Annotated in this window: 18 protein-coding genes; 7 read left to right on the top strand and 11 right to left on the bottom strand. The window is 40.2% G+C overall.

What is annotated here, in order from left to right; translation table 11 throughout:
• Positions 1 to 24 precede the first annotated feature (24 nt).
• The 4 genes from RM541_RS15155 (at position 25) to RM541_RS15140 (ending at position 3,551) form a co-directional block, all read left to right on the top strand.
• Positions 25 to 723, top strand: a complete 699-nt coding sequence (locus tag RM541_RS15155; protein WP_311500980.1) for a DUF2490 domain-containing protein — start codon at positions 25 to 27, stop codon at positions 721 to 723.
• Between the two features lie 45 nt (positions 724 to 768).
• Positions 769 to 1,761, top strand: coding sequence for a DUF1028 domain-containing protein (locus tag RM541_RS15150; protein WP_311500979.1), 993 nt, complete (start codon positions 769 to 771; stop codon positions 1,759 to 1,761).
• Positions 1,762 to 1,779: 18 nt separating this feature from the next.
• Complete coding sequence (locus tag RM541_RS15145; protein WP_311500978.1) at positions 1,780 to 2,151, top strand: hypothetical protein; 372 nt, start codon at positions 1,780 to 1,782, stop codon at positions 2,149 to 2,151.
• A gap of 170 nt (positions 2,152 to 2,321) precedes the next feature.
• The gene (locus RM541_RS15140; protein ID WP_311500977.1) at positions 2,322 to 3,551 is read left to right on the top strand and encodes a cysteine desulfurase-like protein; all 1,230 of its coding nucleotides are present in this window, start codon (positions 2,322 to 2,324) and stop codon (positions 3,549 to 3,551) included.
• A gap of 263 nt (positions 3,552 to 3,814) precedes the next feature.
• On the opposite strand, the gene cysQ is transcribed toward RM541_RS15140, so the two are convergent.
• The 8 genes from cysQ to RM541_RS15095 form a co-directional block, all read right to left on the bottom strand.
• Complete coding sequence (gene cysQ / locus RM541_RS15135) at positions 3,815 to 4,612, bottom strand: 3'(2'),5'-bisphosphate nucleotidase CysQ (RefSeq protein WP_311500976.1); 798 nt, start codon at positions 4,610 to 4,612, stop codon at positions 3,815 to 3,817.
• A 20-nt stretch (positions 4,613 to 4,632) separates the two neighbouring features.
• Positions 4,633 to 5,661 (bottom strand): adenylyl-sulfate kinase, encoded by a 1,029-nt coding sequence (cysC, locus tag RM541_RS15130; protein WP_311500975.1) that lies wholly within the window; start codon positions 5,659 to 5,661, stop codon positions 4,633 to 4,635.
• 343 nt (positions 5,662 to 6,004) lie between these two features.
• Positions 6,005 to 6,478, bottom strand: a complete 474-nt coding sequence (locus RM541_RS15125; protein ID WP_311500974.1) for a UpxY family transcription antiterminator — start codon at positions 6,476 to 6,478, stop codon at positions 6,005 to 6,007.
• A gap of 232 nt (positions 6,479 to 6,710) precedes the next feature.
• Entirely contained in the window at positions 6,711 to 7,310 is a 600-nt protein-coding gene (locus RM541_RS15120) for a nucleotidyltransferase family protein (RefSeq protein ID WP_311500973.1), read from the bottom strand.
• 5 nt (positions 7,311 to 7,315) lie between these two features.
• Positions 7,316 to 8,470 (bottom strand): XdhC family protein, encoded by a 1,155-nt coding sequence (locus RM541_RS15115; RefSeq protein WP_311500972.1) that lies wholly within the window; start codon positions 8,468 to 8,470, stop codon positions 7,316 to 7,318.
• Complete coding sequence (locus RM541_RS15110) at positions 8,467 to 9,621, bottom strand: cysteine desulfurase family protein (protein ID WP_311500971.1); 1,155 nt, start codon at positions 9,619 to 9,621, stop codon at positions 8,467 to 8,469. Before RM541_RS15110 ends, RM541_RS15115 begins: the two co-directional genes overlap by 4 nt.
• Positions 9,622 to 10,034: 413 nt before the next feature.
• The gene (locus RM541_RS15100) at positions 10,035 to 12,311 is read right to left on the bottom strand and encodes a xanthine dehydrogenase family protein molybdopterin-binding subunit (protein ID WP_311500969.1); all 2,277 of its coding nucleotides are present in this window, start codon (positions 12,309 to 12,311) and stop codon (positions 10,035 to 10,037) included.
• A 25-nt stretch (positions 12,312 to 12,336) separates the two neighbouring features.
• Entirely contained in the window at positions 12,337 to 12,801 is a 465-nt protein-coding gene (locus tag RM541_RS15095) for a (2Fe-2S)-binding protein (protein ID WP_311500968.1), read from the bottom strand.
• Positions 12,802 to 13,558: 757 nt separating this feature from the next.
• Here RM541_RS15095 and RM541_RS15090 point away from each other — a divergent pair.
• The 3 genes from RM541_RS15090 to RM541_RS15080 all read left to right on the top strand — a co-directional run bounded on the left by RM541_RS15090 (position 13,559) and on the right by RM541_RS15080 (position 17,340).
• Positions 13,559 to 14,704 (top strand): MFS transporter, encoded by a 1,146-nt coding sequence (locus RM541_RS15090; RefSeq protein ID WP_311500967.1) that lies wholly within the window; start codon positions 13,559 to 13,561, stop codon positions 14,702 to 14,704.
• 509 nt (positions 14,705 to 15,213) lie between these two features.
• On the top strand, positions 15,214 to 16,557 hold the full coding sequence (locus tag RM541_RS15085) for a glucuronyl esterase domain-containing protein (RefSeq protein WP_311500966.1): 1,344 nt from the start codon (positions 15,214 to 15,216) through the stop codon (positions 16,555 to 16,557).
• Between the two features lie 27 nt (positions 16,558 to 16,584).
• Positions 16,585 to 17,340, top strand: coding sequence for a ThuA domain-containing protein (locus RM541_RS15080; protein WP_311500965.1), 756 nt, complete (start codon positions 16,585 to 16,587; stop codon positions 17,338 to 17,340).
• Between the two features lie 351 nt (positions 17,341 to 17,691).
• Here the strand turns inward: RM541_RS15080 and RM541_RS15075 are convergent, their stop codons facing one another.
• From RM541_RS15075 to RM541_RS15065, 3 genes are all read right to left on the bottom strand, one after another.
• Complete coding sequence (locus RM541_RS15075; protein ID WP_311500964.1) at positions 17,692 to 18,612, bottom strand: glycoside hydrolase family 2 TIM barrel-domain containing protein; 921 nt, start codon at positions 18,610 to 18,612, stop codon at positions 17,692 to 17,694.
• The gene (locus tag RM541_RS15070) at positions 18,557 to 19,504 is read right to left on the bottom strand and encodes a sugar-binding domain-containing protein (RefSeq protein ID WP_311500963.1); all 948 of its coding nucleotides are present in this window, start codon (positions 19,502 to 19,504) and stop codon (positions 18,557 to 18,559) included. Before RM541_RS15070 ends, RM541_RS15075 begins: the two co-directional genes overlap by 56 nt.
• A 103-nt stretch (positions 19,505 to 19,607) precedes the next feature.
• Entirely contained in the window at positions 19,608 to 21,116 is a 1,509-nt protein-coding gene (locus RM541_RS15065; RefSeq protein WP_311500962.1) for a RagB/SusD family nutrient uptake outer membrane protein, read from the bottom strand.
• Positions 21,117 to 21,124 lie beyond the last annotated feature (8 nt).

Here is a 21,124-nt window from a genome sequence, read left to right as displayed (position 1 = left end):
ATATATTTGCAGGAAAAGCTGAAAATGTTCAAAAAGCACACTTTAATTTTAATTCCGTTTCTATTTTTACTTAATCTTAATGCTTCTGCCCAGGTTGATGGAGATAAAACCGGCGCATGGTACATGTATTTCTGGAACACTACTTTTGGTGATAGCCAATGGGGAATTCAGGGCGATGTACAGTACCGTAACTGGAACCTGGGAGGTGATTTGGAACAATTACTTATTCGTGGCGGACTCACCTATGCTCCTGAAAATGCAGATGTAAAATTTACCCTGGGTTACGGGAATATCACCTCGGGGGAATTTGGCGACAGCAACGAAACTTCAGGTGAAAGCAGAATTTACCAGGAAGCCATGCTTCCACATCAAGTAGGCAGCCGTCTCTACCTGGCTCACCGTTTTAGGTACGAGCAACGCTGGGTAGAAAACCAGGATTTTAGAACACGTTACCGCTACAATATATTTTTAAATGTTCCTTTAAACCAGAATAATCTCAGTAAAAATGCGATTTATCTTGCTCTTTATAATGAGATATTTATTAACGGGGAACGCGAGATAGGAGATGGCCGCAATGTAGAACTTTTTGATCGCAACCGGTTTTATTCTGCGCTGGGTTATGCTATAAAAGACAACCTTAGATTACAGGCCGGTTATATGACCCAGACTACAGATGCGATTAGCAAAGGGCAGATTCAGCTTAGCCTGCATCATACTTTCTGAAAATTCAGCAGAGTTTAGTTATATTTAGCTTTAAAAAATTGTTGAATGATAAAAAAAGTCTTTCTCCTTACCGCTGTGGCAATTATTTCAACTTTAAATAGCAAAGCCCAATCTCCTGAAATCAGCGGGGATGCTTTTGCACACACCTATTCTATTGTTGCCCGCGATTCGGTTACCGGTCAGATGGCGGTCGGTGTGCAAAGCCATTGGTTTTCTGTAGGTCCTTTGGTTTCCTGGGGAAGATCTGGAGTGGGTGTGGTCGCGACACAATCTTTCGTAAACCCTGCTTACGGTCCAAAAGGCCTGGAGCTCATGGAACAGGGAATAACGGCAGATGAAGCACTGGAACTGCTTGTAAACAATGATGAAGGAAGGGAATTCCGCCAGGTTGCTTTTCTAGATATGGAAGGAAACACAGCAGCTTTCACAGGTGAAAATTGTGTAGAAGCTGCAAGTCATATCAACCGAAAAAATTTTTCTGTACAGGCAAATATGATGCTGAATGACAAAGTTGTTCCCGCAATGGCTGAAGCTTTTCACCTTAATGCAGATCTTCCTTTAGCTGAAAGAGTTTTAAAAGTACTTAAAGCAGCTCAAAATGCCGGGGGGGATATTCGCGGAAAACAATCTGCTGCCCTGATTGTCGTGGGACCTGAAAAAGCACAGAATTCCTGGGAAGACAAAAAAGTAGACCTGAGGGTGGACGATCATCAAAATCCGGTAGAGGAACTGGAAAGACTGCTTAAAACTGCCCGCGCCTACGAACATATGAACCGCGGAGATCTTGCTGTGGAGGAGGGAAATATTAATAAAGCATTAAAAGAATATGGAACTGCCGAAAAAATGTTTCCGAAGAATCTGGAAATGAAGTTTTGGAAAGCAATTGCCCTCGCTAACAGCGGTCGTTTAGAAGAAGCCAAACCTGTTTTTGAGTCGATTTTTGCCGAAGATGAGAACTGGAAGACTATGCTAACAAGGCTTCCAAAAGCCGGCCTTTTGAACCTTTCTGAAGAAGAAGTAGAAGAGATTATTAATTAAGTTTTAAAAAAGACTATTATGAAGAAGATATTCAGAAACGCAATTTTCAGCCTGCTAAGTATAAGCTTATTTAGCGTCGTTTCCTGTAAAGATGCTGAAGAGCAGGAACAACAAATACAGCCGGAAACCTCTGTGGAATCCAGTTATCTTAATAAAGAAAAATCAACTGATTCTGAAGTAGCGTACAATCCTGCGCATGGACAACCAAATCACAGGTGCGATTTACCTGTGGGCGCACCGCTTAACCAGGCAGGACAGCAAAATACGGCAACAAATGCTTCTGGTAACCAATCTCCGGTAAGACTAAAGTCTGCCACGCCAAAGATCAATCCACCGCATGGGCAACCGGGTCATGACTGCTCTGTAGCTGTTGGTGCTGAACTGAGATAAGACAATCCGGGAAGAAACAATTAGTTTCCTGCCGTTTTCTTAGCTATATAAAACCCGGCGTTTATAGCATTTCAGTATGAGGAAATGAACGCTACAGATTTATCATTTATTTAATTTCGACATAACTTAATAAAAATGATCCTCAAATCATTTGACCAAAGCCTTCTTTAATGATGGATATAGACTATGTACGCAGGCAATTCCCCGCCCTGCAGCGTGATTTTGTTTTTATGGATAATGCCGGCGGCTCCCAGGTCCTGGGAAAAGTAATAGAACGCATTTCTGGTTATCTCACCCATCATAACGTCCAGTTGGGAGCATCCTATAAAGTTTCTCGTGAGGCCGGTGAAAAGCTGGCTTACGCTACCAAACAGATTTCCAAATTTGTAAATGCATCCCGTCCCGAAGAAGTGGTTATTGGCCCTTCAGCTTCTATGTTATTGCGTATTTTAAGTATTTGCATTAGCAAACAATGGAAAAAAGGGGACGAAGTAATTGTTACTAATACAGATCATGAAGCTAATGTTTCTTGCTGGACAGATCTTAAAGAAAGAGGCATTAACGTTAAGATCTGGAAAGTTAATCCCGAAACCCTTGAGTTAGATGTCAAGGATCTAAAAGCACTACTGAGCAGAAATACAAAACTTGTAGCCTTTACCCATTGTTCCAATATTCTGGGGACAATTAATCCAGTAAAGGAGATTACCAACCTTGTTCATAAAGCCGGAGCCTTGGTGTGCGTAGATGGTGTTGCTTATGCACCACATAGAAAAATTGATGTCCAGGAGCTGGATGTCGATTTCTACGTTTTTAGCTGGTATAAAGCCTACGGCCCTCACCTGGCCATGATGTACGGAAAATACAATCAGCTCTTAAAGATGGATGGTATTAATCATTATTTTTTCAAAAAAAAGGATGTTCCTTATAAGTTCCAGCCCGGAAATTTCAATTTTGAACTTACCTACAGCCTTTTAGGTTTAACTGAATATTTTGAAGAAATGTACAGGCAGCATACGCCAAGATCTGCCGCTGTTCCTTTTCAGAAAAAAGTTGAAACAGGATATAATTTAATTGCCAGCCACGAAGAGAAGCTGAGTGAAATTTTGCTTCAGTATTTAAATACAAACCCTAAGGTGCGCGTTATTGGCGCTACCAGTTTTCGGAAAGAAACACGTGTTCCCACAATCTCTTTTGTACATGCTGAATTAAAAAGTAATGCGATTGTAGAAAAAGTGGATGACTTTAGAATCGGAATCCGTTTCGGAGATTTTTATGCGAAAAAACTAATCAACGATCTGAATCTGGAAGAAAAAAATGGTGTGGTACGGGTGAGTTTAGTTCATTATAACACTGCGGAAGAAGTAAAGCGCCTTGTGGAGGTATTTCAAAAAATTCTGTAAAAGGTGAACCTCTGAAAATGACAGTTTTCGATCTTTAACAATTCTGATTTTTAGTGAAATTGCCCCGGGGCAAAATCATTCTGTCATTTTGATATTTGGATTCCTCCATTTCTGTCTGGCCCGGGATCTGGTTTGCGGTATTTGAATATCCAATCCTTTCTACAAAGTAGCAGCAAATCATACTGGAATAAATGATAATATGGTTAATACATGAAATGTAGTTTCTGCTCTTATCACCTCTCCTAAAAAAGGGAGGAGTTTATTCAATGCTCGTTAGTTACAAGGAACCAATTATTCAGCAGGTTCTCACGGTTGTACTGCATTTCTTCTTTGGTTTTATAATCAATTACTTTTTTTCCGGCGAAGGTGCAGATCGCCTGTCCTGCCGCGGTGTCCCATTCCATTGTGGGTGCAAATCGCGGGTAACAATCCGCCTTACCTTCTGCCACCATGCACAACTTCAGCGAACTACCTACAGAGATGGTGTTTACTTCTCCATGTTTTTGTTCGAGGGAACTTATATATTCTTTTGTTTCCGAAGAAAGGTGAGATTTACTCGCAACAACAGTATACTTTTTTTCTTCAGAAGGTAAAGGCAGTTTTTTGGCAGTTTTCAGTATTTCCTGCATTCCTGGAAATTCTGTTATTCCTATTAATTTATATGAGCCGATTCCTTCAGCAGCAAAATACAGTTCCTTTAAAGCCGGCACGTAAATTACTCCCAATATCGGCTTCTGATCTTCTATTAAAGCAATATTTACGGTAAACTCGCCATTCTTTTTAATAAACTCCTTTGTGCCATCTATTGGATCTACAATCCACAGCTTTAACCATTTTTGACGATCCTTATAAGCAAGATCTTTGCCTTCTTCTGAAAGTATTGGGATGTCCAGCTTCTCCAGGTAACTCATGATGATATTATGTGAAGCTATATCTGCCTTTGTAAGCGGAGATTCATCTTCTTTTGCCTCTACCTCAAAATCTTCATTATCATAAATTTCCATAATGCGTTTTCCTGCCGCAAGGGAGGCCCGGATTGCTGTTTCTAAAAGTGAGGTCATTATTTCCATATCATTAAATCTTATTTCCTGCTTACAATTCTTCTCTCGACGATATTTAAAATTTGAGCTACTGCTTCTTCGGTACCACAGGCTGCAGTGTCTATAGTAATATCAAAATCCACAGGTTCTTCATAAGGCGCATCCACTCCTGTGAAGTTTTTTATTTCTCCGGAACGCGCTTTTTTGTAAAGGCCTTTAACATCTCTTCTTTCACACTCTTCAAGAGAAGTATTAACAAATACCCCAACAAAGTTATTTTCTCCAACTATTGCTTTAATCGTTGCCCTATCTGTTTTTAATGGAGTAATAAAAGCAGCAATTACCACCGTGCCGGAGTCGATAAAAAGCCTGGCAACCTCTGCTATCCTGCGAATGTTTTCAGATCTATCTTCTGAAGTAAAATTAAGATCATTGTTTAGCCCTGTGCGTACATTGTCGCCATCCAGCAAATAAGTATGAATCTTTTTTTCGTACAGCTTCTTTTCCACCATATTGGCTAGTGTAGATTTTCCGGAACCCGAAAGACCACTAAACCATACCAAAAGCGGCTTGTGACCTTTGAGACTCAACCTGTGCTGTTGAGATACAGCAAATTCCTGCGGACTCAGGTTATTTTCAGCCAAAATGTTCTCATTGGTGGTTCTGTTTTTAATTCCGTAGTCTATTTTATACCAGGCTCTTTCATGCAGATAGTAAAGAAGCATTTTCGTCACCACTTCAGCCATGCCCACTTTTAGCCCCACCACAGGACTACCAGAAATAACCCAGGCCAGCAACATTGTGTCTAATGTACCTACAACCCTCCAGCTGATTGTTTTAAGAATATGCCGCCATTGGCTAATAGTATGTTTTCCCAGGTTTATCCTAATCCATACCCGCTCATGTAGGTAGTAAAGCAGCATTTTCGTAAGCACTTCGGCCAGGCCTATTTGCAATCCCACATAAGGATCGCCTGTGATAAACCATGAGAGAAAAATCGTGTCGAGCGTGCCAATACACCTCCAGGTTATGGCTTTGGCGATATGCCGCTTATGCGATACTTCCTTCACTTTTTACTATCAAATTTTTCTTTTAGACAGAGTTGTGTTTTTCTCTCCCGACGAATCATGTCAATACAATTTCCATGTGCAGCCAAAAATAATTATTATAAGGAAATCTCGTGCTTTTAATGCGGAATAGTTTCACGTGGGCAAGATGAGAATCTTAAGCGTCTCTAAAAAAAGAGCGCTATAATAAAGTGTGCTTGTAAGGTAGAGCACCTAATAAAGAAACTTGTAGTAAAAATGCGAAGTCGAACTCAGTGGAGTCTTTTTTATTAACCTTCTGACTCCGCTCAAGTGACAAGAAATATTTTTTTTCATTTTGGCTGAAACAGAACAACTAAGTACATTTTCAGACCACATCTGAAATTTTAGCGGTTACAATACAGCCCATAGAAGGGAGAAACAGCCGCATCCGCTTTTTACCAATTTCCTGTATAAGGGCCTCCTGATCTTTTAAGGCGCCCTGAGAGATTTTCACATTGTCGCCAACAGAAAATCCTTCTACCTTTAATTCATCGATATTATCATCATCCAGCCAGTTCTTTATCGTTTGGATTTCCACATCACGAACAATAGCAGGTTTTCCCAGCCAGAATAAATAACGTACCACTCCCGGAACCTCAAAAACTTTATTGCGGTCCTTTTCAGCAATATGAACAAAAAGATAAGACCTGAAAAGCGGCACTGTCACTTTCTTCTTCCGGTCGCTCCATTGCTTTACTTCTGTGGTTGTGGGGCAATAGACCCTGATATTATTCTTCTGAAGATTCTCACTAACTTTTATTTCCCATTTAGGTTTTGTATACAAAACATACCACTGCATAACCAAGTAATGATTTATCCTTCAGTAGTAGGGTTAAGAAGGGTTAGTAACAAATCTAATATAATTTCAGTTAAAAGCACAAGGATTTTTACACGACAATATATTTTTATGATTGGTTTGTTATAAGACCTTCTTCTTAAGAAAAGGAATTAACAGAAGATTTTTTATTTTAAAACCTATTTGCTGAAGGGAGGAAACTGGTAGTCACGCTGAATTTAAAATATAATTTCTTTTACTTCTTCTCCATCTGCTTTAACAGTTCGACATCTGCTGAAGTGTCCACGTCAAAATTCCCTCTTTCAAACTTGAAGGTTTCAAACTCCAGATTTTTATTGAAGAGGAGCTTTTTTGCTCCGTGGTTGCCTTTCAGTTCTTTCAAATCTGAAAAAAGTTGTCGTGAAAAGATTGCAGGAACTCCAACATCTCCTGCATATTCCGAAAATGTTGCCGGCATATTGTTGTTTAAATGCACTGTGACTAATTCCTGGAGTGTTCCTTTAGTTACAAAAGGCTGGTCTGAGACCAAAATTAGAATATGCTCCAGATCTTTCTCGCTTTCCAGTGCTTCAGAAATTCCTTTACTAATACTTGTACCCATTCCTTCTTCCCAGCTTTTATGAATCACTGTCTTAAATTTGCTGAGATTAATCCTCTCCAAAATTTCTTCTGCCCTGGCTCCCAGAACCAGAATCTGAGTGCTGAATTCCAATGATTCCGCCACCTCAACGATGTGCTGAAGCAGTTTTTTACCTCGAAATTCTACCAACTGCTTTGGATAACCAAGCCGGCTGGAAGATCCCGCTGCAAGAATTACAACACCTAGTTTTATCATGTTATTCAAATCTGAACCTGCTCAAGATGACCATCTTTTTTGTTGTGGATTGGAGAAGACTTTTCCCTTAAGTTCCTGGCACTAGTCCCGGTTAAAACCGACTGAATTTCGGCCAGAATGGAAATACTAATTTCCGCCGGTGTTTCTGCACCAATTTCCAGGCCTACCGGAGCATAGATTTTATTCAGGACTTTCGTATTCAGCTTAAATCCTTCTATCGCCAGTTCGTCCAACATTCTCACGTATTTTTTCTTTGGACCAAGAATTCCGATATAGGGAATCTCTTCATGAGCAACCAAGAGTTTTAAGACTGCAAGATCGTAATGGTAATTGTGGCTCATCAATACAAAACAGCTACGATGGTTTATTTCAATATTTTCCAGAGTACTTTCCGGTTTTGAGACAATAACCTGGCAGGAGGTGGTGAAGCGGCATTTATTTGCATGAGTAGGGCGACCATCTGTTACTATCGTGTCCCACCCCAACAATTCCGCTTGCTGCACGAGTACCCGGGCGTCATTTCCCGCTCCCACAATAATAAGTTTTACCGGAGGCTGATAATTCTGAATAAAAATGTGCTGGGTTTCCCCGTCAATTAAATATTCAGCAAAGTCATTTTGTTCTTTTTTTAAGCTTAGCTGAGCCTTACCAAGAATATGATCAAACAACGTCTTTTTCGGAATTTCCCCTGTAACCTCTGAATTCTCAGAAATTATAAATTTTGTTCCCTTCTGAAGTTTTATTTTATTCAGATTAAACTGAACCACAATTGCCAAGGGCTTCTTTTGACTAATTACATTCTTAAGTAATTCACAGGGATTGCCTTCATCTACATAATCTAAAGGTTCGAATAACACCTGAATGATTCCATTGCAGCCGAGTTGTGCGCCAATGACGGCATCATCTTCATCACTGGTGTCATAGGAAACGAGTTTATTCTTTTGTTGATGCATTGCGTGTAGTGCTTTTCGCAAAGCATCTCCTTCCAGGCAGCCGCCACTTATAGCTCCTGTAATATTGCCAAATTCATCCACCAGCATCCTCGCTCCCGCTTTTCTATAAGAGGAGCCCTCGACGTGCACTACGGTGACTAACACACATCCCGTTTTCGCCTTTTTTAAATGCTCATATTCAGCTAAAATAGCATCCAGTTCTCTCATACCATCGCTTTTTTAAGTTCTCCTACAGCTCTTTTTATCTCCATTACCGCAAAATCTATATCTTCCATATTAGATTTTCTTCCCAGACTGATACGAATGGAGGAAGATGCCAGATCATCGCTTAATCCCATGGCCTTTAAAACATGGGAAGGCTTAACTGTATTAGAGTTACAGGCTGAACCACGAGAAATTGCAAGACTATTTAGTTTCCGAAGCAATAATTCGCCCTCTATATCCTTAAAGGAGATATTGGTGGTATTCGGAAGTCGATCAGAATTTTCAGAATTAATTACTGCACCGCTGATTTTTCTTAGTTCGCTTTCGATTTTCTGCCTCATTTTCATAATTCTCATTGATTCATTTTCTATCCCGGATGAAATTATTTCTGCTGCTTTCCCAAATCCAACGATTCCAGGAACATTTAAAGTTCCCGGGCGCATCCCTTTTTCCTGTCCGCCACCAAAGTATTGAGGCTCAATCTCCACCTGATTTTTTTTATTGATATATAAAGCCCCGACTCCTTTGGGTCCGTAGATCTTGTGAGAAGAGAAGATTGCCAGGTCCAGATTCAGCTCACTTAGATCTACAGGAATCTTACCCACGGCCTGGGTGATGTCACTCATTAGTTTCACACCCTTCGCATGCACTATCTTCTCAATTTCCTTCAAAGAATGCACAAGACCGGTTTCATTATTCGAGAGCATAAGACAAACCAGTATTGTTTTGGAAGTAATTGAATTCTTTAATTCCTGAAGGTCTAAATTTCCTGTTTTGTCCACATCCAGATAAGTAATTTTAAAACCTTTCTTTTCTAGGGCAGACATGATATCCAAAACAGCTTTATGCTCAGTTTTACAGGTAATTATGTGATTGCCTTTAGATTTATTTCTTTCGCAAAATCCAAAAAGGGCAAGGTTAGCAGCTTCAGTAGCCCCAGAAGTAAAAATGAGTTCAGTTGGTTTACAGGTTATCAATCTGCCAATTTGCTCCCTTGCGGTTTCAACGGCTTCCCCGGCATCCCAACCAAATATGTGATCACTGCTTGCATTCCCGAATTTCTCAGTAAAATAGGGGATCATGGCATCAATCACCCTGGCATCTACGGGAGTGGTTGCATTATAATCGAGGTAAATTTTCCTTTTTACCGCCATCCGTAATGTTTGTTGTATATATCGATTTTCAATTAATGGAAATTTTCCCGATACTCGTCTTCTGCTTAAATAGCCTTTATTAAGTCTTCCTACTGCTCCAGCAGGTGCACCCTCTCTTGTTTTTCATATTCATGGGTTGCTTTGATGGCATGCGGAATAACCTGAGTCCCCCCCACAATGTTGCCCACCCTTTTTTCATAATCACCCACGACTCATTAGAATTGGAGTTTAATTTTTGCACCAGATTCCAGGCTTTTTTACAAGACAACTTCATTTGCCTGGCAGCTTTTGAGAGAGAACCTTCTTTCTGAATTTGTCATGTAATTTGTTTGGGCCGGTGACTTAGAATTTTTTCCCCTTCATCCTCCACCCAACATTTGAATCTGATCTTTTTCATTTTAGAAAGCAATCTCTCAAGTTTTAATCTCCCGGCTTTCAGTTTTTATCTCAGGCAGGAATGGTTGTTTATAGATTCTTTTCCCGGTTGCCCTGTACAATGCATTTGCCAGAGCTCCCTGCACTGGAGGAAACGCAGGTTCTCCAAGGCCTGTAGGATCGATGCCATTCTCTATAAAATGTACATCAATTTTCTTTGGAGCTTCACGATGGCGAATTAGCCTGTAAGAATCAAAATTACTTTGTTGGCTTACCCCATCTTTAAACGTCAACTCGCTATAAAGTGCATGTCCAATCCCATCTATCGTCCCGCCTTCAACCATGTTTACTGCTGCATCGGGATTGACCACAATTCCGCAATCTACCACACAGGTAACTTTGTCAATGACGGGTTGATTATCTTCCAGGTCCATTTCCAGAACCTGGGCTACATAGGAATTATGGCAGTAATATGCAGCAACACCTCTGCCTGAAGCCGTACTTCCAGTATTCCAACCTGATTTGTCTCTTACCAGTTCCAGCACAGCTGCATAACGGGCCGGATCATAATCATTATTTTCTCCCACAGGTTCTTTACCTGCACGTTCAAGCATATCGAGACGAAACTGAATAGGATCTTTACCCATTTCTTCAGCTAATTCATCCAGAAAGGATTGTTCTGCTCCTGCAATAAAATTGGACCTGGGTGCTCTAAAAGCTCCTATGGAAATTTGGGAGTCTATGGTCCAGCTTTCCGCAAGGTAATTATCTACAGCCCCCGCCGGAAAACGATTGGCAAAAAGCGGACTTTCACCTACTCCCCCTGCATTTACATGAAAGGCAGTAAGATTATTGTTGCCATCCAGGGCAGCCCTGTAGGTCACCTGGTAAGCCGGTCGATAAACACCATTGGTCATATCGTCCTCGCGTGTATACACGAGTTTCACAGGCGCCCCTACTTTATTAGAAATAACAGCCGCTTCTACTAGAAAATTTCCATAAAGCCGGCGGCCAAAACCACCACCCATACGGGTCATTTGTATATCTATATTTTCAAGGTCCAGTCCTAATCGCTTACTAACACTTTTTTCTGCAAACTCCGGGGTTTGGATAGGCCCTAGCAATTCTGCTTTTCCATTGGTGACGTTAGCAAAGAAATTCATTGGCTCCATACAGTTGTGTGCAAGAAAAGGGCAGCTGTAGGAGCGCTCGATTACACGTGCTGCATTTTTAAAAGCTGCCTCAGGATTACCATCCTTCCTTACCATTTCAGATTCTTCAGGACCAATATTTGCCATTAAGGACTCATGAGTTTCAGAATTTTCGAGTCCGAGAGTATCCCTCAAGGCAGGAGATTTTTCAAGAATTACAATCTCTTCTGTCAGCTCCGGTTTCAGGTCCCATTCTACCTTTAAGGCTTTTTTAGCTTTCATCACCTGCCATGTAGATTCACCTACTACCACTACGAGTTTTGAAAAAGCAGCAACGTCGCTCCATTCCTTTTCCATATCGTCGGGATAAGTGTCTATGGTAAAAACATCCTTTATCCCCGGCATTTTCCTGGCCTCATCTGCATCCATGGATTTAAATCGTAATCCGAAAGCAGGCGGTTGAACGATCATGGCAATAAGCATATCATTCCGATTGACATCAAGACCAAATAAGGGCTGACCTGTAACTATCTTTTTAGCATCCACATTTTTTCGTGAGGTGCCTATAATTTTAAAATTATTATTTTCTTTAAGCACTACTTCTTCAGGCACTTCTACCTTTGCGGCAAATTTCGCAATTTCCCCATAGCCAATAGATCTGTGACTTCCTGAGTGAGTTATAACTCCGTTTTCCACAGTAAGTTCAGAAAGCGGAACATCCCATTCCTTTGCCGCAGCGATGAGCAACATTTGTCTCGCTGTAGCTCCTGCCATTCTTAATGGTTCCCAGCTTTGCCGAATAGATTGGCTTCCTCCTGCAATTTGCCTCGAGAAGATATCTGTGTTTAATGGTGCCTGTTCTACAATCACGTTGCTCCAATCTACATCCAGTTCCTCTGCAACAAGCATTGGCATAGCAGTTTTTACATTCTGGCCGATCTCCGGATTAGGAGAATAAATGGTCACTACTCCATTATCACCTATTTTCAGATAACCATTTATTTCGAACCACTCCTCTGGCATTTCCAGCGCCATTTCCTTTCCGCTTTCCTCTGCCGCACGTTTACATGCCAGCCAGTTAAAACCTATTAGTAATCCTCCACCGGCAAGAGAGACATTCTTAATAAATGATCTTCTGCCCATTCCTGTTTTTACTTTACTCATTTCTTTCGGATTTGATTAACTAAGGTTATGCGATCTGAGAATTTGAAGCTGTTTTAATGGCAGCTTTTATTCTGGTGTAGGTGCCGCAGCGGCAAATATTGCCGTTCATGGCATTTTCTATTTCAGCATCACTGGGACTGGGGTTACTGTTGAGCAGGGAAGCGGCAGACATGATCTGGCCTGCCTGGCAATAGCCACATTGGGGCACATCGTGCTCCAGCCACGCCTTTTGTACAGGATGATCCCCTTCTTCAGAAAGTCCTTCAATTGTAGTTACCTTATTCTCTTTAATTGATGAAACGGGAAGCTGGCAGGATCTAATGGCATTACCATTTAAGTGTACAGTACACGCACCACACTGCGCAATTCCACAACCGTATTTTGTTCCCACTAATTTCAAATGATCTCTTAAGACCCAGAGTAACGGAGTATCAGGATCAACATCTACCGAGAGGTTTTTCCCGTTTATATTTACATCAAATTGCGCCATGATTAACTTCTATTTTAGTTTACGTTTATTAAAGTATGAAAAAAAATATTATGAATAGTTAAATTCCGAGAAAATAGAGGTCTAAAATGTACCGATTTAGTGGAATTTGATCTGAAGTATTCTCACTTAATACTTTTACAGGTGAAAATAAAAATTTCCTAATTCCAATTAGCCCCTAGTAGTGCAGCTTAATTTTGCCGATTGGTGTGAGCCAAAAAATGCCAGTTATCGGGCAAAAGAGATCATTTAAAAGGGAAATTTTGGCTGAAAGAGATTTTGAGATTTCACTATACGCTAAATTCTGCATGTTTGATATTTTGAAGATGATAAACAGGACTAGTAATGATCAATGCCAGACTTTATTAGACTTTTGATTCTTTAATTAAGGTCAAAACAACCTTTGGAACCTGAAAATTTCTTTTCATAGTCAATTAAAGAAAGTACCCTTCTAAAGCCGACCCTCAAAAAAGCACAATTTTGACCATCTATTAAAACGGGCATCAGTTATTCTTTAAACATCTTCTTTATCGGTTACCAATTCCAATTATCGATCAATAGCAGAATGCAAAAAAAGACATTCTTAAGGGTAGATTAAAATTAATTTAGAAAAACGCTATTTATGCTCAGTTTCAGTCCTCAGACTGTGCAGGTTTCTTTTTCTTCCGAAGAATTAGATGTTTCTAAAGAAAAAATAACGTTACATTACCTTTTCTGTTTAAGAATTACCCCTGATATTTGCATCTTTTCAAATTGTAACATGGAAAACAGGAAGAAACAACGCGTTGCATTGAGTATTTATTTTTTTCTTTCGGGCGTCTGTTTTTCAACCTGGGCTTCACGTATTCCCACAATTAAATCTGCTTTTGATCTTAATGAAGCTGAACTGGGAAACCTCCTACTCACCATGCCGGTAAGCTCCCTTATAGGATTGCCAATTTCGGGCTGGCTTGTTTCCCGCTTTAACAGTCGCCCTCCTTTACTGGCTTCGGTTTTATGCTTTTCGGTAGCACTTATAGGAATTGGGTATGCGGACACTCTCTTCTTGCTGGTTATTGCGATATTTCTGTTTTCCTTTTGTATGAGGATCCTAAATATTGCCATGAATACCCAGGCGATAACCCTTCAGAAAAACTACGGAAAGAAAATTAACGGATCTTTCCACGGACTCTGGAGTACCGGCGGACTTACGGGTGTAGGTTTTTCTACCTTAATGCTTAAACTGGATGTCCCGATGCTGGAGCACCTGGCGATGGTTTCTGCTATTACTTTTATTGCTGCAATTGTCTCCTACAGGTTCCTTCTTACCAACGACCGTGCACCGCAGGGCAACAAATTAAAACTGGGGAAGCCAGATAAATTTATCCTTTATCTGGGGCTGCTGGTATTTTTTGCTGCACTTTGTGAAGGGGGAATGTTTGACTGGAGCGGTGTCTATTTTAAAGAAGTAATTGGGGAAGATATTTTTACTCTGGGGTACTTTATCTTCATGGTTTTTATGGCTTTTTCCCGCTTTATTTCCGATTTGCTCGTGGACCGTTTCGGAATGAAAAGGATGTATATTTACAGCTCACTTTTAATTTCCATAGGAATAATTACAGTGATTATTTTTCCGTATTTCTGGCCTGCAATTGTCGGGTTCAGTTTTGTAGGAATGGGAGTGGCTTCTATAATCCCAATGACATTTACCTTAGCCGGAACCTCATCTAAATATTCTCCCGGAATGGCAGTTTCTATTATCGCTACCTATGCGATTGTAGGGATGCTTCTTGGCCCACCGCTAATTGGATATCTTGCCAACGCTTTTAATTTGCAATTATCGTTTATTCTCTTTGTAGTTTCGGGGTTAATGCTGATTCCGGTTTCACAGCTATTTTTTCGGTATAAATATAAAGAGGAAGCATAGTTATTTTGGGCGTAGTTACGGCTTCAGGAGAATTCTCTTGTTTTTTTCCATGCTTTATAAAACATTCTTGCCAAATAAATTCACTTTCAAAAAATTCTTGAGGTAGTATTTGAAGCTGTTGCCGGCCTGTAGGCTTGCTTTTGAAATTTTCAATAAACCTATGCTTATAACAGGCTTCTGAATATTAAAATGAATCAGCTAATCACAATTAAAAAGAAGCAATCGTTTTCTTTAACCACACTACTGCGAGCATAGCATAGTCAAAATGCAGTACTGCAGAAAGATTTTAGTAGCCTGGATAATGTAAAGTTACAAAAGTGGAGTAGCGGTTTTGTATTATGACTCTGTGATGATGTATTTCAAAAAATTTCTTACATTTATCGAAACCGATTGCATTGTAATAATCTTATTTATAAAAAATAGAGAATAATTTTTCTTTGATCAAGAAAAAAAGTTTAGTAATAAATGCAGGTTCGTCTATCCCGAAAAAACAGTAAATTCTCTAATAAATGAACAAATCCTTTTATACCTTTTTGGTTACACTGGCTCTAGCTTCCCAGTCCTTTGCACAGTTTTCGCAGCAGAACAGAGACAGTGTTAACAGGTTAAGTAATGAAGACCACCAGTTAATGATGAAGAAACTGGAAATTGAAGAATTACGACCAGGCCCCTCGGGGAATCCTGAGGATCCCAATGCTGCAAATTCTGATGAATCTAAAGCCTCGCCCTATACAAGCTTACCCGATCCCCTGGCATTTGATGATGGTTCCAAAGTAAAATTTGCAGAGGATTGGGAAAAACGAAAGGCCGAAATTAAGGAACATTTTGATCGTGAAATTTATGGACGGGTTCCTGAAAACGTTCCTGATGTACATTGGGAAGTAACCAGCACAACAGATACAGTTATTGGTGGATATGCTGTAATTCAGAAAAACTTGGCAGGCCGGGTAGATAACTCTGCCTATCCCGAAATAGATGTTGAGATTGAATTAAGCCTTACCACCCCTGCCACAACGGGTGAACCTGTTCCCGTTATCATGGAATTGGGCTGGAACTGGCCTTCGCATATCCCACGGCCAGCTACGGAAGGAACTCCCTGGCAGGAACAATTACTGAAGAAGGGCTGGGGCTATGCCGTCCTGATCCCCACCAGTCTCCAGGCTGATAATGGCGCCGGTTTACGTGAGGGCATTATTGGTCTCGTTAACAAAGGGCAGCCAAGGAAATTGGATGACTGGGGAGCGCTGCGGGCCTGGGCATGGGGAGCCAGCAGAGCTTTGGATTACTTCGAAACCGATCCCACCGTGGACGCAGAACGTGTGGGAATAGAAGGCCTTTCAAGATATGGCAAAGCTGCTATTGTGACTTTTGCCTATGACCCTCGTTTCGCCATTGGTTTTATAGGCTCTTCCGGAGCAGGCGGAACCAAGATTTTGAGACGGGAATATGGTGAGCAGGTAGAAAATCTCGCCTCTTCAGCTGAATATCACTGGTTTGCTCCGAATTTCATAAAATATGCAGGACCTCTAACGCCAAATGACCTGCCGGTAGACGCGCATCATTTAATAGCAATGGCCGCTCCAAGGCCGGTCTTTATTAGTTCTGGCGATCCGGAAGTAGAAGGAAAATGGATAGATGCAAAAGGAATGTTCTTAACTGCTGTACATGCCAGTCCTGTTTATGAACTCTTTGGCAAATATGGGATGGGCTCGAGTAATTACCCTCAGGAGCATAGGGCACTGCTGGACGGGGAAATTGCCTTTCGTGAACACAGGGGTGGACATACCGTAGTCCCAAATTGGCCCTATTTTATTGAATTTGCAGATAAGTATTTTTCAACTGAAGAAGATTAACTATATTAAACGACTAAACTTAAAAACGTGAAAAATCTAATTATCCTTTTCGTACTACTTTTTGCCATGCAGACATCTGCTCAAAACCAGTTTAATGTCCTCCTTTTCACCAAAACTGCCGGATGGCATCATAAGTCCATAAACGAAGGAGTTACAGCAATGCGAACTATGGCTCAACGGCATAGTTTTGATATGCAGTGGCATGAGGACGCCACCAGGTTTAATGATGAATTTCTTGAACAATTTGATGTTATCGTTTTCCTGAACACTACAGGTGATATTCTAAATGATGAGCAACAAGATGCATTTAAAAGGTTTATCCAGTCGGGTAAAGGTTTTGTAGGCATTCACAGCGCCTCGGATACAGAATACGACTGGCCATGGTATAACGAGCTGGTCGGGAAAATGTTCCACATCCACCCTTTGGAGCAATCTGCTATGGTAGATGTCGTGGACACTAACTTTCCCGGAATGGAAATTTTTCCAAAAAGGTTTCTATGGACTGATGAGTGGTATGAATTTCTTCCGGAAGAGTACTCTGAAAATTTAAACATCCTGCTTAGTGTAGATGAAGAATCTTATGATCCGGAGGTTCAATGGGGTGAGAAAGTCGGCAAAGGAATGGGCGAGCATCCAATAGCCTGGTATCAGGATTTTGACAACGGAAGGTCCTTTTATACAGGACTGGGCCATATCGCGGAAATTTATAAAGATCCTTGGTTTTTACATCACCTATACGGAGGTATCTACTGGGCTGCCACGGGAAATGGAATTAAAAAATAGTTACTGATCATATTTAGAAATAAGGACATTTAATCTAATCTATCATCAAAAGAAATTTTTCTTCATATTTTTCATTTAATTGTACTGGTGGGGTTTGTATTTACCCTCTAATTCTGAAAATATAAATTCGAAAAATACAAACGAAGATGCAAAAGTACAGGTAGCGGATACTTTTGCATTTTCCTGAATTAAAAGAAGACCGCTGTAAATCATCCCATGACGGGAAGAATATATAATGACAAGAAAACCTTTATAGAAACCTAATAATAAGCAATTTGCTAGCGCAGATATATCAAGATATTAAAAAAACCGGGATTTTAACACATCCCGGTTTTTCATATTTCTTATAATCTAGTCCAGGCTTTCGTAATAATTCTGAAGCACGAAATAAGCTTTCTTCTTTTCCCCGGTTTCGGAAATTAGTCCTTTTCTATTCCAGAAATTCTGATAGACTGGATGTTGTCTTCTCGGAGATTTAAAATCAACCAATATCCAAGGAGTCATGCCTCTTAAACCATCGATTTTATTCAACATTTTTAACTGCTCCTCATAAATAAATTCCTGGTGCTCCTCGCTCCACATAGTTTTTTTAACACCGTGAAAACCTGCCAAAGCTCCTCCTCCAAATTCGGTTATAACTACAGGTTTGTCAAAATGAATATCGAAGGTATATTTGGACAATTCTCCAGGCTTGTCCCAGTACCAGCCTCCATACTCGTTAAAACTTGCCAGGTCCAGCTTCGCACCCAGAGGATCATCAACTGTTACCGTGTAACCTTCCCGTTCTACTTCCAGCGCTGCTGCCACAAGGCGGCTATCATCCAGACTCCTGACTTTGGATACCAGATTACCCATAAATTTGTTTCTCGCCTCTGTAACGGGCGTTTCATTTCCAACAGACCAAATGATGACACTCGCCCTGTTCTTATCACGTTCAATTGCCGCTAATAATTGATTTTCGGCGTTTTGATAAGTTGCTTCATTCTCCCAGGAAATTGTCCAGTAAACAGGAATTTCTGCCCACACCATTAATCCCATCTCATCTGCAAGACGTATCATCTTCTCATTATGAGTATAATGTGCTAAACGAACAAAGTTGCAGCCCAAATCTTTTGCCCACTCGAGCATCATTCTCATATCTCCTTCTGTCCTTAACCTTCCTTCAACTAGTGGATTCTCATCGTGTATAGAAATTCCTTTAAGGAATACTGACTTCTCATTTAGCAATGATATCTTTACCCTGAGTTTTAATGGTCCTGAAACCAATATCATCTTTAACATTTTCGTTTCCTGCAGAAATTTCAACTTTGTAGAGAACCGGATTGGTTGGAGACCAATACATAACATTGCTAACGGGAATTTGAAAATTAACTTTTCCGGACGCATCTGTATTAAACGATTTATTTATTCCAAGTTCAGGAATTTTAACCAGAACAGTGCTCTTTCCGGAGACACCGTTTAGCTGCACATAACCGTTAATAACATCCATGTTATTATCGGCCAACTGCACCTTATAATCAGAAATAAAAGTTTTAGGAGTGATTATAAGATTCACATCCCTTGTAATTCCGCCATAGTTCCACCAATCGGTATTCACGGTGGGGACTTCATCTTGTTTCCTGGTATTATTGACCATAACAACCAGAAAATTTTCCCCGTCTTTCAGGTTCTCTGTAACTTCAAACTGAAAGGGCGTAAAACCTCCTTTATGAACTCCAAGTTTTTCACCATTCAGGTAAACATGTGCTTCATAATTTACTGCACCAAAATGGATAAAATACCTGTTATTCATTTCCGGGGAGATCGTAAAGTCCCTTTTGTACCACAAGGTGCCCTCGTATAATTCCAGATTCTCCTCCTGTGAATTCCAGTCGCCCGGTACCGTTAAAGTGGGTGAAAGGTCAAAATTATATTCTATACGTCCCTTGGTGTTGTCGTCATTCAAATTTACAAAGAAACCACCCTTACCCGACGGACTTTCATCAAAAGGCTCCTGCCTGTAATCCAGGTAACCCATTTGATAAGGGTCTATAATGTAGTTCCACCTTCCATTAAGGCTCATTTTCTCCCTATTTTCCACATTTTGAATAAGCCTTTGAGAAAAAACTGGAAAGGAATAAATTGCAGCAATAAGAACTAAGACAAAAAATTTTATAGATTTCATTTGATTCACAATTATTTTGAGGATTTATTTAATATTTGATTGGTATAAAAAAAGCCCCTTCAATTTAATGAAAGGGCTTTTAAGTTCAATATTAAAAAGGAGATTAATATCCAGGATTCTGATCTTCCTGACCAATATTTTCATTCGCTGAAATTTCATCATTAGGAATAGGCCATAGTTCGTTCTTTCCTGCCTGGAAACCATATTCTGAAAGATAATCTGCAGCAAGTCCCCATCTCACGAGGTCAGGGAAACGTACTTGCTCTCCTGCCAGTTCAACCATTCTTTCATGAACAATAGCGTCAAATACTTCTTCCTGAGAAAGATCCATAGGAAGAGGGTCTAACTCTGCTCTTTCCCTTACCTCGTTAATGTAACCAATAGCTTCAGATTGATTTCCCAGAGCATTTTCAGCCTCAGCCATCATTAAAAGAACATCGGCATAGCGAATCACTTTCATGTTTATACCCGAAGCCTGATCCTCATTAACATCTTTATAATAATTCTGATATTTCCTCCAGGCTGCTCTTCTTTCAAGAGGTATATAAGTTTCACCTTCAGGAACTGGAGATGGTGCAGGACCTGTACGAATTACTGTTTCACCTGCCCAAGAATCTCCATCGGTATAAAAAGTTTCATCAAATCTGATATCTCCCTCTTCGTATTCATCCAGAAGATCTTCGGAAGGATAAACGTTGAACCAGTCATTAAAACCATACTCCTGACCACGGAAGGTGACTTCATTTGCATCTTCACCAGAGGAATTGGAATTCCACACTGCAGAGTTACCAAGGTCATCATCAAACTGAACTTCAAAAATAGATTCAGGTCCAAATTCTTCCTCTTCCCTGAAATTAGCGAAATAATCATCTTCTAAAGAATATTCACCATAGATATCATCAAAAGCATCGAGTGCCTGCTGATATTGTTCTCTATAGAGATGGGTTTTTCCTAAAAGTGCATAAGCAGCACCTTGAGTCGCTCTACCATTTTCTGTACGGTCTTTTTCCCATAGAGATTGACTGGCATCATTTAAATCTGTCACTATCTGATCATATACCTGTTCCCTAGGAGTACGGGGAAAACCAGAACCGTCATCAGGAATATCAGTAATTAGTGGAATATCACCGAAACGGGTCACCAGTAAGAAATAGTAAAAAGCTCTCATATATTTAGCCTCCCCAATAAACCGGGCCTTCTTTTCATCACTTAAAAGCGAAGAAGGAATAGCATTAATCCTTTCTTCATTATTAATAACAAAATTAGCTTTATTTATACCTCTGTAGCAAGAGTCCCAGTACCAACTGATAGGCGGGTGGCTTGCATCAAAAGAATATTCAAGAAAAGCTCTCTTATCAGCTTCTAGTTGAGGGTTACCCGCATTTTCATGAGACATATTATCCATTTCAAAGAAATAAAGTCTCGTGTACAGTCCAATTGTCTGCATATTAGCGTAAATAGCATTTACAGCTGACTGCACCTGGGCTTCTGTCCTAAAATAGGTCTCAGGAGAGAGACCACTGGGGTTGCTTAGTGCGAAATCTTCTTCATCACATCCATTTACAGCGAACAATGTGACAAAGCTCATTAAAATTATTTTGATTTTTTTCATAATTATTT

This window comes from Autumnicola psychrophila (assembly GCF_031846645.1).
Classification (GTDB): domain Bacteria; phylum Bacteroidota; class Bacteroidia; order Flavobacteriales; family Flavobacteriaceae; genus Autumnicola; species Autumnicola psychrophila.
This window is presented reverse-complemented; position numbering and strand designations above follow the sequence as displayed.

Coding starts and splice junctions, on each gene's coding strand:
- RM541_RS15155 (WP_311500980.1), top strand. CDS start 25: ATGTTCAAAAAGCACACTTTAATTTTAATTCCGTTTCTATTTTTACTT.
- RM541_RS15150 (WP_311500979.1), top strand. CDS start 769: ATGATAAAAAAAGTCTTTCTCCTTACCGCTGTGGCAATTATTTCAACT.
- RM541_RS15145 (WP_311500978.1), top strand. CDS start 1,780: ATGAAGAAGATATTCAGAAACGCAATTTTCAGCCTGCTAAGTATAAGC.
- RM541_RS15140 (WP_311500977.1), top strand. CDS start 2,322: ATGATGGATATAGACTATGTACGCAGGCAATTCCCCGCCCTGCAGCGT.
- cysQ (WP_311500976.1), bottom strand. CDS start 4,612: ATGACCTCACTTTTAGAAACAGCAATCCGGGCCTCCCTTGCGGCAGGA.
- RM541_RS15125 (WP_311500974.1), bottom strand. CDS start 6,478: ATGCAGTGGTATGTTTTGTATACAAAACCTAAATGGGAAATAAAAGTT.
- RM541_RS15120 (WP_311500973.1), bottom strand. CDS start 7,310: ATGATAAAACTAGGTGTTGTAATTCTTGCAGCGGGATCTTCCAGCCGG.
- RM541_RS15115 (WP_311500972.1), bottom strand. CDS start 8,470: ATGAGAGAACTGGATGCTATTTTAGCTGAATATGAGCATTTAAAAAAG.
- RM541_RS15110 (WP_311500971.1), bottom strand. CDS start 9,621: ATGGCGGTAAAAAGGAAAATTTACCTCGATTATAATGCAACCACTCCC.
- RM541_RS15100 (WP_311500969.1), bottom strand. CDS start 12,311: ATGAGTAAAGTAAAAACAGGAATGGGCAGAAGATCATTTATTAAGAAT.
- RM541_RS15095 (WP_311500968.1), bottom strand. CDS start 12,801: ATGGCGCAATTTGATGTAAATATAAACGGGAAAAACCTCTCGGTAGAT.
- RM541_RS15090 (WP_311500967.1), top strand. CDS start 13,559: ATGGAAAACAGGAAGAAACAACGCGTTGCATTGAGTATTTATTTTTTT.
- RM541_RS15085 (WP_311500966.1), top strand. CDS start 15,214: ATGAACAAATCCTTTTATACCTTTTTGGTTACACTGGCTCTAGCTTCC.
- RM541_RS15075 (WP_311500964.1), bottom strand. CDS start 18,612: ATGATATTGGTTTCAGGACCATTAAAACTCAGGGTAAAGATATCATTG.
- RM541_RS15070 (WP_311500963.1), bottom strand. CDS start 19,504: ATGAAATCTATAAAATTTTTTGTCTTAGTTCTTATTGCTGCAATTTAT.
- RM541_RS15065 (WP_311500962.1), bottom strand. CDS start 21,116: ATGAAAAAAATCAAAATAATTTTAATGAGCTTTGTCACATTGTTCGCT.